Raw genomic sequence first — 14,492 nt, 5'->3', positions numbered from 1 at the left:
GAAGGCGGCCGCCTCCCGACGCACGTCGCGTCGGGAGGCGGCCGCCCGGCGTCCGGCTCGTCCCGGGTCCCGGGCCGGTGCCCTACGGCCGCTGCGCCACTACGTCGATCTCCACCAGGATGCCCATCAGGTCCGACCCGACCGTCGTGCGCACCGGGTACGGCTCCTCGAAGTACTCGCGGTAGACCTCGTCGTAGCCGGCGAAGTCGCGCTGCAGGTGCTGCAAGTGCGTCGTCACCTTCACCACATGGCCGAAGTCCAGCCCGGCCTCGGCCAGGACGGCCTTGAGGTTGTCCAGCGTCCGCCGCGTCTGCGTGCGGATGTCGTCGCCGACCGGCTTGCCGGTCTCCGGGTCGTTCGGGCCCTGCCCCGACGTGAACACGAACGCGCCGGCGTCGATGCCCTGCGAATAGGTGCCGCCCGGGGCGGGCGCGCCGGTGCTGCGGAGTTCGATGCGGGTCATGTGCCTTTTCCTTGCCTTCCGTTGTGCGGAGTCGGTGATCAGCGGACGACGGCGTCGTCCGCGTCCAGTAGTTGCAGCAGCGCCAGTTCGTCGCGGCGCGGGAGGCCCTCCCAGTCGCCGCTGACGGTCACGGCGAACGCACCCGCCGCGGCGGCGGTCGCCAGCCGGGCCGGCACGTCGGACCCCGCCAGCAGCTCGGCGAGGTAGCCCGCCGCGAACGCGTCGCCCGCTCCTACGGGGTCGACCGCCTCGACGTGGTGCCGCGGCGCCTCGTACACGGCGCCGTCGACCACCGCGACCGCGCCGCGCGCGCCGCGCTTGAGCAGCACCTGCCGCGGGCCGCCCGGCAGATCGGCCAGCTGTACGGCGAGCTCCACCGGCGACGGGCCGTCGGCGCCGGAGCCCGCCCGCGGGTCGCCCAGCACCAGGCGGGCTTCGGACTCGGTCGCGAACAGCACGTCGCAGCGTTCCACCAAGCGCCGCAGGACGGGCGCAGCGTCGGCGGGCGGCCACAGCGCCTGCCGGTAGTTCAGGTCCACCGACACCAGGGTGCCGGTGTCCGCCTCGGCGAGCGCGGCGTCCACCGCGTCGCGCGCCGAGGCGGACAGCGCGGGGGTGATCCCGGTGACGTGCAGGACCCGGGCGCCGCGCAGCAGCGCGGCGTCGACGTCCTTCCGGCACAGCCGCGAACCGGCGCTGCCGGCCCGGTAGTACGTCACCTCGGTCGAGGTGTTGGTGCGCCGGGCCTTCACCATGAGCCCGGTCGGTGCGCCGGGATCGACGACCGCCCCGGACACGTCGACCCCCTCGCCGGCCAGGGTGCCGTGCACGAGACGCCCGAACTCGTCGTCGCCGATGCGCCCGAGCCAGGCGACCCGCAGCCCCAGCCGGGTCAGCCCGACCGCGACGTTCGACTCCGCGCCGCCGACCGCGACGTCCAGGCTGCGGGCGTGTCTGAGGGGGCCGATCCGCGGCGCGCTCAGCAAGGCCATCGTCTCGCCGAGCGTCACCACGTCGAACGGACCGCCGTGGCTGTTCATCCGAATCCCCGTCTCTTGCGAAAGAATTGCGTGGCCGGCGCCGCAGCGGCAGAGCGGACGCCGAGGGGCAGCCGGTGGAACGGCATCAGAAGTAGGTGCGCAGCACGTCGGTCACCCGGTACGCGTCGTCGACGACCGGAATGACCCGCCACTTGTCGAACGCCGTGCACGGATGCGAGATGCCGAGGCGGACCAGGTCGCCCGGCCGGACGTCGGTGCCGCGGGTCTCCGCGTACGCGTGCTGGTCGTCCAGCTTGACGACCGCCATGGCACCCGCCGGGCGGACGGTGCCGTCCGCGCCGCGGATGCCGCGGGGCCGGGGCAAGTCCAGGTCGAAGGGGACGTCGCGGCGCCCGGCTCCGAGGATCGCGAGTCCCGGCTCCGGAGCGGACAGGACCTGCGCCCACACGTCGAGGGCGCCGTCGAGGGCGCCCTCGTCCGGGTGCCGGACGAAGGGCGTGACGCGCCGGTAGTAGCCGTCGTCGTGCGAGACGTACGCGCCACTGCGGAGGATCACCGTGCGGTCCGGCAGCCCGCCGAGCACGGCCGCGACCGCGTCGAACCACGCGCTGCCGCCCGCCGAGACGATCGGCTCGCCCGGCGCGATCTCCGCGACGGCGTCGCCGACCGCGACCAGGTCGCGCAGCCATGCGGTGACGGCGTCGGCGTCGGGGAGTCCGCCTTCGTATCCGGCGACGCCCGCCACGCCGAGTCCCGCGTCCGCCGCGGTGCGGGCGAGCGCCGCGGCCTCCGCGGCCGAGCGGCAGCCGGTGCGGCCGCCCGGCCGGCCCAGCTCCACGAGCACGTCCAGCCGGCCGCCGGGCACCTCCGCGACCGCGCGCGCGGCGGCGGCCACGCCCTCGGGGGAGTCGACGTAGAAGGGCAGTTCGGCGCCGTCGCGGACCTGCGCGGCGACCCAGCGCAGTGCGCGCGGATCCAGCACCTCGTTGGCGAGGAGCAGCCGAGGTACCCCGAAGTTCCGCGCGGCCAGTGCCTGGTTGGGCGTGGCGACGGTGATGCCCCAAGCCCCGGCGGCGAGTTGCGCGGCGAACAGCTTGGGGGCCATCGACGTCTTGCCGTGCGGTGCGAAGAGCATGCCGTGGCGGCGGGTGTACGCGGCCATGGTGGCGATGTTCGCGTCCAGCGCGGACTGCCGGGCGACCATCACCGGATACGTGAACGGACCGTCGAAGAGCGAGAGTCCGCCGGAGGCCAGGTCGGCTTCCGGAACGGCGTCGCCGGTCAGCCACAGTCCCTTGTCGAAGCCGTCGAACGTGCCGAGGCCGCTCATCGCGTCGCTCCCAGCGTCCGGGACACGCGCTGTGCGGCCGCGGCCACGGCCGGGCCGAGGTCGCGCACCCGCGCGGCGGTGACGCGCGAGGTCAGGCCGGAGAGCGACAGTGCTCCGGTCACCGTGTTGTCGTGGTCGAAGATCGGGGCTGCCACGCAGCGCACCTCCGGTTCGTTCTCGCGGTCGTCGACGGAGTAGCCGCGCGTCCGTATGCGCGCCAACTCGGCCCGCAGCGCGTCGGGTTCGGTGAGGGTGCGGGCGGTGATCGCGGGCAGGCCGGCGGCGATCACCGTGCCGACGGCTTCCTCGGGCAGCCACGCGAGCATGGCCTTGCCGACCGCGGTGCAGTACATCGGGGCCCGGGAGCCGATCCGGGACGCCATCCGCACCTGGGTCTCGTTCTCGACCTTGTCGATGTAGACGACGTGCGGCGCGTCGGGGACGCACAGGTGCACCGTGCCGCCCCACTCGCGCATCAGCCGGTGCGCCTCGTCGGAGGCGACGGTGCGCAGGTCGAGCCCGGCCAGGTAGGCCTGCCCGAGCGCCAGCGCCCCCGAGCCGAGCCGGAAGTGCCCGGACTCCCGGTCGCGGGTCAGCAGCGTGGCATCGAGCAGCGGGGCCGCCAGGCGCAGCACGGTGCTCTTGGACAGTCCGAGCGCCTCGGCGATCTGGGTCAGGGTGAGCCCGGGCGCGTGCCCGGCGTGGTCGCGGACGTGCTCGAGGACGAGCAGCGCCCGGCGCAGCGACGCGGACTGGTTGCGGTCGCCGATCGCGGTCACGGCCGCGCCGGTGCGCGGACGGGCGGGATTCGTCATCGGCGGGTCACCTCGGGCTCAGCGGTCGGCCCGGGGTGCGCCCGGTGAGGGCGCCGTCGGCCAGGACGGGGACCCCGGCCACGAGGACGTCGGCGATGCCGTCGGCGACCTGCCGGGCGTCGCCGTAGTCGGCGCGGTCGGCGACGGCGTGCGGGTCGATGACGGCGAGGTCGGCGGCCATGCCGGTGCGGACGATGCCCCGGTCCGTGAGGCCGAAGCGGCGGGCCGGGTGGGCGGCGAGGTGGACGGCGGCCTGCTCCCAGGTCCAGTCGCCGAGTTCCACGACGTGCCGGGCCAGCATCCGGGCGAACGCGCCCCAGCCGCGGGGGTGGGGGCTGCCGCCGATGTAGATGCCGTCGGAGCCGCCGATGTGCGCGGGGTGGCGCAGCAGGGCCCGGACCGAGGCGTCCGAGTTGGTCGGCGGCTGGTCGAACACGGCGCCGGCCTGGAGGCGGGTGGCGAGCAGCAGCTCGGCGCAGAACGCGGCGGGGGAGGAGCCGGCCTTGCGGGCCGCGTCGGTCAGGCGCAGTCCTTCCGCCCAGGCGAAGTCGTCGGCGGGCACGTGCGCGAGGACGATCCGCGGCCACAGGTCCGGGTCGGTCTCGGCGGCGAGCCGGGCCCGGACGGCGGGGTCGCCGAGGGCGTCGAGGGTGCGGTCCGGGTCGGGGTCGTCGAGGTCGCGGGGCAGCGCGACCATCGCGAGGATGCTGCATCCGCGCAGATAGGGGTAGGCGTCGAAGGTCAGGTCGAGGCCGGAGGCGCGGGCGTCGTCGACCAGGGCGACGAGTTCGTCGGCGGGGCCGTGGTAGTGCGAGACGTGGGTGGCGACGCCGGAGGCGCGGGCGACGGCGAGCAGCTCGGTCATCGCGCCGGACGCGGCGGATTCGTAGCCGCGCATGTGCGAGACGTGGGGGAGCCCGCGGCGGGCGGCGACGGCGGTCAGCGCGGCGAGTTCGGCGGTGTCGGCGTAGCGGCCGGGGACGTATTCGAGGCCGGTGGAGATCCCGCACGCGCCCTCGTCGAGGGACTGCTCGACCAGCCGGGCCATCGCGGCCAGGTCGGCCGGGTCCGCGGCGCGGGCGGTCGCGCCCAGCACGCTGTGCCGCACGGTCCCGTGCGGCACCAGGTAGGCGGTGTTGAGCGCGGTGGTGCCGGTGTAGGTGGCCAGCAGGTCGGCGACCGACACCGGTCCCGGCCCGAGCCCGGGGTGGGTGCCGTTGACGGCGGCGAAGTAGCGGGTCGCGAAGGCCAGGGCGGCGGGTGTGGCGGGGGCGTACGACAGCCCGTCCTGGCCGAGGACGAACGTGGTCACGCCTTGCCGCAGCGCGGCCAACTGCACCGCGGGGTCGAGGACCGCGGCGTCGCCGTGCACGTGCGCGTCGACGAATCCGGGCGCCACATAGCGCCCGGTGGCGTCGACCACCGTCGCGGCGCCGGCGCCGGGCAGGGCGCCCACGGCGGCGATGCGGCCGTCCTCGACCGCGACGTCCGCACGGAACGCGGGCGCCCCGGTGCCGTCGAGCACCCAGCCGCCGCGCAGCAGCACGTCGTACACCCGCGTCCTCCCGTCGTATGCCGTCGAAATCTTCGCCGATTCCGCCCAGGCGGTCTAGACCATGTTCGGCCAGAGAGCGATGACCAGGGACGTTACGACCAACACCGTGCCGTGTGCCAGTTTCGCGGCACCGTGTTTTGCAGTGCACAACGATCGCCCGCGGTTATTGCCGCCGAAGTGAACGGCTCCCTAACGTCCCGCATCACGCCGCACCGGCCTGTCCGTCCGCTTCCGCGAGCACAGCGGAGATCCTGGAGGAAAGTCGTGAAGATCCGCAGATGGACCACTGTCGCCCTGTCGGGCGCGGTCCTCGCCGCCACCGCCGCATGTGCCCCCGGCACGGCCTCCAAGAAGAACTCCGCGGACGAGCAGACCGGCACCGTCAAGGTATGGCTGTACGACGAGGCGAACCGCGCCCCCAAGGAGAAGGTCGTCGCGGACGTCATCGCCGAGTTCAAGGCCGCGCATCCCAAGGTCGACGTGCAGGTCAGCTACATACCCACCGACGCGGGCCCGCGCGCGGAGAAGATGAAGGGCGCGTTCAACGACCCGAACAGCGCCCCGGACGTCGTCGAATTCGGCAACACCGACCTGTTCGGCTACGCAGCGGCCGGCGGTCTCGCCGACATCACCGCCGACCTCGCCTCCTGGACCGAGGGCGCCGACCTGCCGCAGGACCTCAAGGACACCACCGTCGTGAACGGCGCCCAGTTCGGCGTGCCCTGGTGGATCGGCCTCCGCTCGCTCTACTACCGCACCGACGTGTTCACCGAGCTGGGCATCAAGGCCCCGACGTCCTACGCCGAGCTGGTGGAAGCGGCCAAGAAGGTCCGGGCGGCCAAGCCGGACATGCTCGGCATCGCGGTCGGCGGAAAGTACACGTACGGCGGACTCCCGTTCGTGTGGGCCGCGGGCGGGGACCTGGCGGCGCAGAACAACGGCGCCTACAAGGCCGCCATCGACTCGCCGCAGTCGCAGGCCGGCGTCAAGGCCTACACCGACCTGTTCGCGAAGGACATCTGCCCGCCCGAGCAGTGCGCGGACCTGACGGGCGGCAAGACCGTCGAGGCGTTCGCCGCGGGCAAGGCCGGCATGGCGATCCTCCCCAACTCCTCGCGCAGCGCCGTCGAGGCGGGCGCCGCCAAGGGCAAGTACGCGGTCGTCCCGCTGCCCGGCCAGACCCCCGGGTCGATCGCCCCCGCCTTCGCCGGCGGCAACGACCTCGGCGTCATGAAGTCCTCCCAGCACCGCACGCTCGCCGTGGACTTCCTCAAGGTGCTGGCGGGCAAGAAGTACCAGCTGGCGATGTTCGACGCGATGGGCAACCTGCCGACCCTCGCCTCCGCGCGCGCCGACGTGGTCGCCAAGGACCCGTTCCTCAAGCCGTTCATGGACACCCTGAACGCGGGCACCAAGTTCGTGCCCAAGGACGCCGCGTGGGCCAAGATCGACGCCCAGGCGGTCGTGCCGACGCTGTTCCAGAAGGTCGTCACCGGCAAGGCCGACGTGTCCGGCGCGTCGAAGGAAGCCGCCGACGCCATGAACGCCGCCTTCGGCGGGAAGTGACGGACTCCACGTGCCCGCCACCACCACGAGCCCCGCGCGGGCGGACCGGGACGACAACCCCGGCCGCCCGCGCGCGGGCGCGCCCGCCGCCCCCGCGCGCCGCAGACGCCGGATCCCCGTCCCGCTGGTCCTGCTGCTGCCGGCCGCGGTCGTCCTGATCCCGCTGTTCGGCTACCCCCTCTACCAGCTGGGCCTCCTGTCGTTCCTGGACTTCGGCCAGGAGCAGGCCTCCGGCGGCGTCCCGGCCCGGTTCGTCGGCCTCGACAACTACCGCACGCTGTTCGGCGACCGGCAGTTCTGGGACGTGCTCACCCAGACGGTGGTCTTCGCGGGCGCCTGCGTCGTCGGCACCCTCGCCGTCGGCGCCGCGCTCGCCGTGCTGCTCACCCGGGTCGGCAAGTGGCCGCGCCTGATCCTCATGTTCGCCGCCCTCGGCGCGTGGGCCGCGCCGGCGATGACCGGCGCCACGGTGTGGATGTTCCTCTTCGACACCAACCTCGGCCTGGTCAACGACGTGCTCGGCATGGACGGCCACAACTGGATGTACGACAAATGGCCCGCCTTCGCTCTGGTCGGCGCCGTGGTGGTGTGGCACTCCTTCCCGTTCGTCATGATCACCCTCTACGCCGGGATCCAGGCCATCCCCGGCTCCGTCCTCGAAGCCGCCCGCCTCGACGGTGCGAGCACCTGGACGACCTTCCGCCGCGTCATGCTGCCGATGCTGCGGCCGATCCTCACGATCGTCGTCATCCAATCGGTCATCTGGGACTTCAAGGTCTTCACCCAGGTCTACGTGATGACCAACGGCGGCGGCATCGCGGGACAGAACCTCACGCTCAACGTGTACGCGTACCAGAAGGCGTTCGCCGCCGACGACTACAGCCTCGGCTCGGCCATCGGCGTCGTCATGACGCTCATCCTGCTCGCCGTCACCGCCGTCTACATCCGCGCGCTGCGCCGTTCCGGGGAGGCCTTGTGACCAGCCCAGTGACCAGCCCAGTGACCAGCCCAGTGACCAGCCCAGCGACCAAAACCGCGGCCCGTCCCGCCGCCGGCACCCGCAAGCCCCGCACCGGGCGCGGCCGCCGGCTGACCGGGGACCGGCGCATCGGCCGGCACCTCGCGAACACCGCCGCGATCATCGCCGCGATCGTGGCGGCGTTCCCGCTCTACTGGATGGTGCTGTCCGCACTCAAGCCCGACGACGAGATCAACTCGGCCCACCCGCGGCCGTGGACGTGGGCGCCCACGCTGGACAACTTCCGCAACGCGCTCGGCGTCAGCGGATTCGGCCGCTACTTCCTCAACAGCCTGCTGGTGGCGACCGTCGTGGTCGTGCTGTCCGCGGCCATCGCCTTCCTCGCCGCGGTCGCGCTCACCCGGTTCGACTTCAAGTTCCGCACCACGATCCTGGTGATGTTCCTCGTCGCCCAGATGGTCCCGGTCGAAGCGCTCACCATCCCGCTGTTCTTCCTGGTCCGCGACATGGGCGACGCGGTACCGCAGGTGGGCCTCAGCACGCTCGGCTCGCTCATGCTGGTCCACCTCGCGTTCTCGCTGCCGTTCGCGATCTGGATGCTGCGCGGCTTCGTCGCCGCGGTGCCGGACTCGCTCGAGGAAGCCGCCCGGCTGGACGGCGCGAACCGGTTCACCATCCTGTGGCGCATCCTGTTCCCGCTGATCGCGCCCGGCCTCGCGGCGACGAGCGTGTTCTCGTTCATCACCGCGTGGAACGACTTCGTCTTCGCCAAGACCTTCATCATCGGCAACGACGACAACCGCACCCTCCCGTCGGCGCTCCTCGTCTTCTTCAAACCCGACGAGAACGACTGGGGCGGCATCATGGCCGCCTCCACCCTCATGACCGTGCCGGTGCTGATCTTCTTCGTGCTCGTGCAGCGCCACATGGTTTCCGGCCTCGGCGGCGCGGTGAAGGACTGAACGCGTGAACACCCCCCATGAACTGCCGGAAGTGCCCGACCCCGCTGCCGGGCGCCGCACGCCCGTGCCGCTCCCGGAACGGCTCGCCTGGCACGACGGCGCCTTCCGCCTCGACGCCGCCACGGGCCTGCACGTCCACCCCGAGGCACCCGAACTCGCCCCCGAAGCCGCCTGGTTCCGCGCAGTCGTCGGAGCCGCACTCGGCTGCCCGCTGCCGGACGCCGCCACGCCGCGGCCCGGCACGGTCAGCCTCGGGATCGACGCCGGCCTCGACGCCGAGGCCTACCGGCTGTCGGTGCGCCCCGACACCGTCGTCCTGGTCGGCGGCGACCGCGCCGGCGTCTTCCGCGGACTCCAGACGCTGCGCCAACTCCTGCCGCCCGCCGCGCTGCGCCGCGCCCGGATCGCGGAAGGACCGTGGGAGATCCCCGCGGTGTCGATCGCCGACCGGCCCAAGTACCCGTGGCGCGGCGTCCTGCTCGACGTGGTCCGGCACTTCCTGCCGAAGGCGGACGTGCTGCGGTTCGTCGACACGATGGCCGTCCACCACCTCAACGTCCTCCACCTGCACCTGACCGACGACCAGGGCTGGCGCTTCCCCGTGCCCGGATGGCCGCGGCTGGTGGACGTGGCGGCGTGGCGCGCGGAAAGCATGGTCGGCACCCGGCACGCGCCGAAGTTCGACGGGCGGCCGCACGGCGGCTACTACACCGCCGACGACCTGCGCGAGATCGTGGCGTACGCCGCCGACCGGCACATCACCGTCGTCCCCGAAGTCGACCTGCCCGGCCACGCGCAGGCCGTGCTCGCCGCCTACCCCGAACTCGCCGCCGGGCCCGCACCCGACGGGGTCCGCACCGGATGGGGTATTTCGGACGCCGTGCTGGCCGCCTCCGACACCGCGCTGGCGTTCTGCCGCGACGTGCTCGGCGAAGTGTGCCGGATCTTCCCCTCCCGGTACGTCTGCGTCGGCGGCGACGAAGTCCCGCGCGGGCCTTGGCGCGGCGACCCGGTGTCCCTCGCTCGCGCGGCCGAACTCGGGCTGCCGGACAGCGGTGCGCTGCAACACTGGTTCACCGCGCAACTCGCCGGCATCCTCGCCGGGCACGGGCGCACGCTGTTCGGCTGGGACGAGATCCTCGAGGACGGTGCCCCGGACGGCGCGCTCGTCGGCGGTTGGCGCGGCGACCACGGCACGCTGGCCGCCGCCCGCGCCGGACACGACGTGGTGGCAAGCCCGGACACGTCCGTCTACCTCGACTACCGCCAAGGCGAGCACCCCGGCGAGCCCATCCCGATCGGCACCCTGGTGACCGTCGCCGACATCCACGGCTTCGAACCGGTCCCCGACGCGCTCACCCCCGCCGAAGCCCGGCACGTGCTCGGCGGCCAAGCGGCGCTGTGGGCCGAACAGCTCGACTCGCCGCGCGCGGTCGACTTTGCGGCCTACCCGCGGCTGTGCGCGTTCGCCGAAGCCCTGTGGACCCGCGGCCCGCGCGACACCGCGGAGTTCCTGGCCCGCCTCGCCCGCGACCACGTGCCGCGGCTCGACGCGCTCGGCATCGAGTACCGGCCGCTCGCCGGCCCGCACCCGTGGCAGACCCGGCCGGACACCCCCGGGCATCCGCGCGAGCGCGCCGATCGGGACGCGGAGCTGCTGGTGATGACGCGACGGCTGCGGGAAAAGTGAAGAAACGGCGTCCGTCGATACGCCGTACGGGTGGTCTTGGCGCGCGTCGCCGCAAACATCCGGTCGGTGGCGGCGCTACCCCTCGATAGTCGGGCTAAGTCCGGCTATCCGACAGACAGTAAGTCGGTAAGTCGGATGAACCGCCCGGAATGCGGAGCAGGTGACCGGCCCGAGAGCGCCACGGACCGGCCGCACGCGACGCCCGGCGGCGCCGCGATCCGGCACCGCCGACCCGGGCGTACGGCGGGAATCGGGACCCGCCGTACGGTCGACGGCGGGGTGGCGGTCTTCGGGAGGCCGCTCACCCCGCCGCGCGGTATATCCGCGACCGGCAGAGCCGCACCGCTGTGCCGCACCGCTGTGCCGCACCGCTGTGCCGCACCGCTGTGCCGGACCGCTACGCCGGACCGCCCGGCGTTTCGTCCGCGAGGCCGCCTTCCAACAGCGGCGAGCGGCGCCGTGCCCGGTAGTACATCGCGGCACTGCCGCCCATCAGCAGCACCCCGAACGAACCGATGAGGCGCGGATCCAGCAGCGCGCCGGTGTGCGCGAGGCTGCCGCCGCCGCCCGAGGAACCGCCCGACGACCCGCCGGAGGTCCCGGACGATCCGTCGCTGCCGGCCGACGTCCCCGACGTGTCGGTCGCGGTCGGCGTCGCCGAGGGCGGCTCCGACGTCGGCGGTTCGGACGTGGGGGGCTGCGACGTGGGCGGCTGGGAGGTCGGCGGCTGCGACGTCGGCGTGCCGCCGGTCACGGTCAGCGCGGCCTCCGCGGTGCGCCCGGTGTCCGGGCCCTCGAACACCATCTTCCAGGCGCCGGCCGGGAGATCGTCCGGGAGCTTCGCGGGTGCGGTGCTCGATCCGTCCTGTCCCACCGCCTGCGGAGGCAGGGACACCGGCGCCGGAGTGGTGCCGCTCGCGGGCTTCAGCGTGCGCTTGACGAACTCGTTCGACCCGAAACCGGTCAGCGCGACCTGTACGAGAGCCCCGGGCGCGGCCGAGGCCGGCGACAGGGACGCCGTCGGTTGCGGCGTCTCGGTCGGCGGCTGCGACGTCGGGGGCGGGGAGGTGGGCGGCTGCGACGTGGGCGGCTCGGACGTCGGCGGCGTAGTCGGCCCGGTCGGTCCGGCCACCACCCAGTTCGTGCCCGTCACCTTGAGGTCGACCGACGCCAGCTTCGGACTCCCGGACGGCCCGTTGCAGTTGATCAGCACGGTGTACGTCGCCCCGTCCGGCGGCGGGTTGTCCATGTCGAACAGCGGCAAGGCGCCGTACACCGCACCCGGGTCCGGAATCAGATCGGCGGGCAGCGCCTGATCGGTGAACAGCATCCCCGGCGCGTTCGGCCCCGTGACCCCGAGCGCGTAGGACGTCGAACCGGCCGGGCACGGACCGCTCGCCTTGACCTTCACGAACGTCGAGATGCTGCCGTTGTCCGGGTCGAGCACGAGAGTGGCCGCCGGTTCGTCGGCGCGTGCCAACCCCGGCAGCACCGCCGCCGCGAGCAGCACCGCCCCGGCCGCGGCCATACCGCGTTGCAGGTACACCTGATGCGCCATGCGTCTTCGCCTTCCGCAGGATGAACCGATGGGGGAGAGCGGGCCCGGCGCGGACGCGCGCCGGGCCCGCGGGGAGTGGTGCGTCACCACCAGACGCGCGTGGTGTCCACGGTCACGGCGATCTCGCCGGTCGCCTTCGAGGCGCTGCCGGTCAGCACGAGCGTGTAGGTGCCGTCCGCGGCCGACGCCGGGACCTGCAGCAGCGCCGCGCCGCGCCCGGCCTGGTCGGTGCCCTGCGGCTGAAGCGTGACCGGCGTCGCGGTGCCGTCCGCCGCGCGCAGTACGCCGCCGACCTGCTCGCCGCCCGCGAAGCCGGTGTAGGCGACCAGCGCGATGCGCAGCTGGCCGATCTTCGCCGGCAGCGCGTACACCGTCGGCTTCAGCGTCGACCACACGCCCTCGTTGACCTTGACGTCGGCGGACGCGAGGTTGGTGACCGCGAGCTGCTCGTCCAGGCACTGCGCGGTGAGCTTGTACGTCTGGCCGTTCACCGGGGCACTGTCCGCGTCGAACAGCGGCTGCGCGCCGTACGCCGAGGTATCCGGAATCCGGTCGGCGGGCAGCGGCGTGCCGAGGTAGTCGCTGCCGAACACGTTGCCGATGCCCGGACCGGTGACGGTGAACCGGAACGCCGTCGAGCCGGACGGGCACGGCACGTTCGCCTTGGCGGTCGCGGCACCGCCGTTCGCCGGACCGTACGACGGGTTCACGGTCACCGCGGGCGTCGGGGTGCTCGCCGCGGCACCCGCGGTCGGCACGGCGAACGCGGCGACGGCCGCCAGCGGCAGCAGAGCGGCGACGAAGGCACGGGAACGGGAGAACTTCATGGGACGGACTTCCTCTCGGATACGGCCCCGGGACGCGGTCCCGGGTTTCGGGGCAGGCGGTCGTCGGTCGGGTCGTGTCGGGGGTGCGGGGCCTCAGCCGCCGCCGTGCCGGGCGGTACGCCGCCGGTCGAGGTAGCTGTACAAGGCCGGGCCGCCGCCCACGGCCAGGGCGAGGCAGCCGATGGCCAGGACGTAGAACCAGATCGCGGGCACCGCCGGGGGACCGTCGAGATCGACCGCGCCCGCGCTCTTCACACCGCCCGGCCCGATCCCGCCGCTGCCGTTGCCGCCGGATCCGCCGCCGGAGTCCACGACTTCGCCGGTCGCCGGGTCGTAAGCGGTGCCGTCCTGCGCGGGGGTGCCGCCGGACGCGTCGGGGGAGCCGCCGGTGGCACCGTCCGTGGTTCCCCCGGTGCCGGCGGTTCCGCCCGCACCACCGGTGCCGCCGGCTCCGCCGCCGCCGGTGGTGCCCCCCGAGCCGCCCGACGTGCCGCCGCCGGCGGAGCCGTTGGTCTTGTCGTCGATCGGCTTCACGAAGCCCGGCCGGAACGTCGGGTTCGGGCAGGCGTCGTATTCGGCCTGCGTGACGTTGTCGAGATCACGCGGCAGCGCGCCCGGGTCGGGCGCACCGGGGATCTTCTTGATCGCGGCGTACCCGAACGACACCAGCTGCGGGGGCAGCGGCGAGTATCCGAGCGTGGCGACCTGCTTCTGGCCGTCGCACAGGAAGTACTTGATGAACTTGCCGAGCGTCTCGCCCTTGCCGGTGCTGAACCGGCCGAAGGTGTTCGTCGGCACGATCATGTAGCTGTAGCTGGACACCGGATAGGCGCGCGGGTCCTGCATCGTGTAGACGCCGGTCAGGTCCTGCGTCGAGTCGGCTGCGAGCTTCACCTTGGTCAGGGCGATGGCCACGTTGTCGGACGTGGGCTGCACATACTTGCCGGAGACGTTCTTCACGGACGCCACCGGGAAGTTGCGCTGCTTCGCGTAGGCGTATTCCACGTACGTGATGGCACCTTCGCCGTAGCCCGCCGCCACCCAGTTCGCGACCCCGTCCGAGCCCTGCTGCGCCTTCGCGCCCGGAGGCGCCGGGAAGTCCGATGTCATGCCGGACTTCCAGATGTCGCCGGTCTGCTTCGCCATGTACAGCGAGAACTGCGCGCTCGTGCCCGACCCGTCGGACCGCACCACCGGGGTGATCGGTGTGGCGGGCAAGTTCGGGATCTGCGGGTTGTCGGCCTTGATGTCCGGGTGGTTCCACACCTTGATCTGGCCGGTGAAGATCTTCGCGAGCGTCGGCGCCGACAACTGCAGATTGCGCACCAGCTGCCCACGGATCGTCAGGTGGTACATGAACGACGTGCCGCCCGCGACGATCGGCAGGTACGAGAACTGGGTGTTGCGTGCCCGCGCCTGCTCCAACTCGTCGATCAGGACCCCGTTCGGATCCCGGTACGGCGGCTGGAACGGGATCTCCGACACCCCGAAGTCCAGCGTCTGCTGCAGGAATTGCAGCCGCCCCTGGGTCGAGCCGACCCCGCCGTAGTTCACCTTGATGCCGCGGCTCGCCACATCGCGGGCCCACTGCTCGATCGCGACCTGGCTCCACGTCGACCCCGCGCCGTAGATCGGCTCCATCGCGGCGTTCGCGGGCGGCGCCGACGACACCGTCATGACGATGCCCAGGCCGAGCGCCCCGACGAGGCGCAGCATGCGGTGCACGGTCCGGCCAACGGGCTTTGC

12 protein-coding genes are annotated in these 14,492 nt (G+C 73.1%); 4 read left to right on the top strand and 8 right to left on the bottom strand.

The window, feature by feature from the left end:
• Positions 1–82: 82 nt before the first annotated feature.
• The 5 genes from ABEA93_RS37330 to ABEA93_RS37310 all read right to left on the bottom strand — a co-directional run bounded on the left by ABEA93_RS37330 (position 83) and on the right by ABEA93_RS37310 (position 5,164).
• Positions 83–463: a RidA family protein gene (locus ABEA93_RS37330; RefSeq protein ID WP_345680406.1), complete on the bottom strand. Its 381-nt coding sequence runs from the start codon at positions 461–463 to the stop codon at positions 83–85.
• Between the two features lie 38 nt (positions 464–501).
• Positions 502–1,503, bottom strand: coding sequence for a sugar kinase (locus ABEA93_RS37325; protein WP_345680405.1), 1,002 nt, complete (start codon positions 1,501–1,503; stop codon positions 502–504).
• Positions 1,504–1,588: 85 nt separating this feature from the next.
• Positions 1,589–2,794, bottom strand: coding sequence for an alanine racemase (locus tag ABEA93_RS37320; protein ID WP_345680404.1), 1,206 nt, complete (start codon positions 2,792–2,794; stop codon positions 1,589–1,591).
• Complete coding sequence (locus ABEA93_RS37315; RefSeq protein ID WP_345680403.1) at positions 2,791–3,609, bottom strand: IclR family transcriptional regulator; 819 nt, start codon at positions 3,607–3,609, stop codon at positions 2,791–2,793. Before ABEA93_RS37315 ends, ABEA93_RS37320 begins: the two co-directional genes overlap by 4 nt.
• A gap of 7 nt (positions 3,610–3,616) precedes the next feature.
• The gene (locus ABEA93_RS37310; protein WP_345680402.1) at positions 3,617–5,164 is read right to left on the bottom strand and encodes an N-acyl-D-amino-acid deacylase family protein; all 1,548 of its coding nucleotides are present in this window, start codon (positions 5,162–5,164) and stop codon (positions 3,617–3,619) included.
• Between the two features lie 264 nt (positions 5,165–5,428).
• On the opposite strand from ABEA93_RS37310, the gene ABEA93_RS37305 reads away from it, so the two are divergent.
• From ABEA93_RS37305 to ABEA93_RS37290, 4 genes are read left to right on the top strand one after another with little or no spacing between them, the layout of a single operon-like run.
• Entirely contained in the window at positions 5,429–6,730 is a 1,302-nt protein-coding gene (locus ABEA93_RS37305) for an extracellular solute-binding protein (protein ID WP_345680401.1), read from the top strand.
• Positions 6,731–6,740: 10 nt separating this feature from the next.
• On the top strand, positions 6,741–7,709 hold the full coding sequence (locus ABEA93_RS37300; RefSeq protein WP_345680400.1) for a carbohydrate ABC transporter permease: 969 nt from the start codon (positions 6,741–6,743) through the stop codon (positions 7,707–7,709).
• Between the two features lie 32 nt (positions 7,710–7,741).
• Positions 7,742–8,671, top strand: a complete 930-nt coding sequence (locus ABEA93_RS37295; protein WP_425585242.1) for a carbohydrate ABC transporter permease — start codon at positions 7,742–7,744, stop codon at positions 8,669–8,671.
• Between the two features lie 4 nt (positions 8,672–8,675).
• On the top strand, positions 8,676–10,361 hold the full coding sequence (locus ABEA93_RS37290; RefSeq protein ID WP_345680399.1) for a beta-N-acetylhexosaminidase: 1,686 nt from the start codon (positions 8,676–8,678) through the stop codon (positions 10,359–10,361).
• A gap of 397 nt (positions 10,362–10,758) precedes the next feature.
• On the opposite strand, the gene ABEA93_RS37285 is transcribed toward ABEA93_RS37290, so the two are convergent.
• The 3 genes from ABEA93_RS37285 to pstS all read right to left on the bottom strand — a co-directional run bounded on the left by ABEA93_RS37285 (position 10,759) and on the right by pstS (position 14,462).
• Positions 10,759–11,919: a hypothetical protein gene (locus ABEA93_RS37285; protein WP_345680398.1), complete on the bottom strand. Its 1,161-nt coding sequence runs from the start codon at positions 11,917–11,919 to the stop codon at positions 10,759–10,761.
• An 83-nt stretch (positions 11,920–12,002) separates the two neighbouring features.
• Positions 12,003–12,746 carry a hypothetical protein gene (locus ABEA93_RS37280; RefSeq protein ID WP_345680397.1) on the bottom strand — a complete coding sequence of 248 codons (744 nt, stop codon included), beginning with the start codon at positions 12,744–12,746 and terminating at the stop codon, positions 12,003–12,005.
• Between the two features lie 93 nt (positions 12,747–12,839).
• Positions 12,840–14,462 (bottom strand): phosphate ABC transporter substrate-binding protein PstS, encoded by a 1,623-nt coding sequence (gene pstS, locus ABEA93_RS37275; protein ID WP_345680396.1) that lies wholly within the window; start codon positions 14,460–14,462, stop codon positions 12,840–12,842.
• Positions 14,463–14,492: the final 30 nt, after the last annotated feature.

It is taken from the genome of Yinghuangia aomiensis (genome assembly GCF_039542225.1).
Taxonomy (GTDB): Bacteria; Actinomycetota; Actinomycetes; order Streptomycetales; family Streptomycetaceae; genus Yinghuangia; species Yinghuangia aomiensis.
This window is presented reverse-complemented; position numbering and strand designations above follow the sequence as displayed.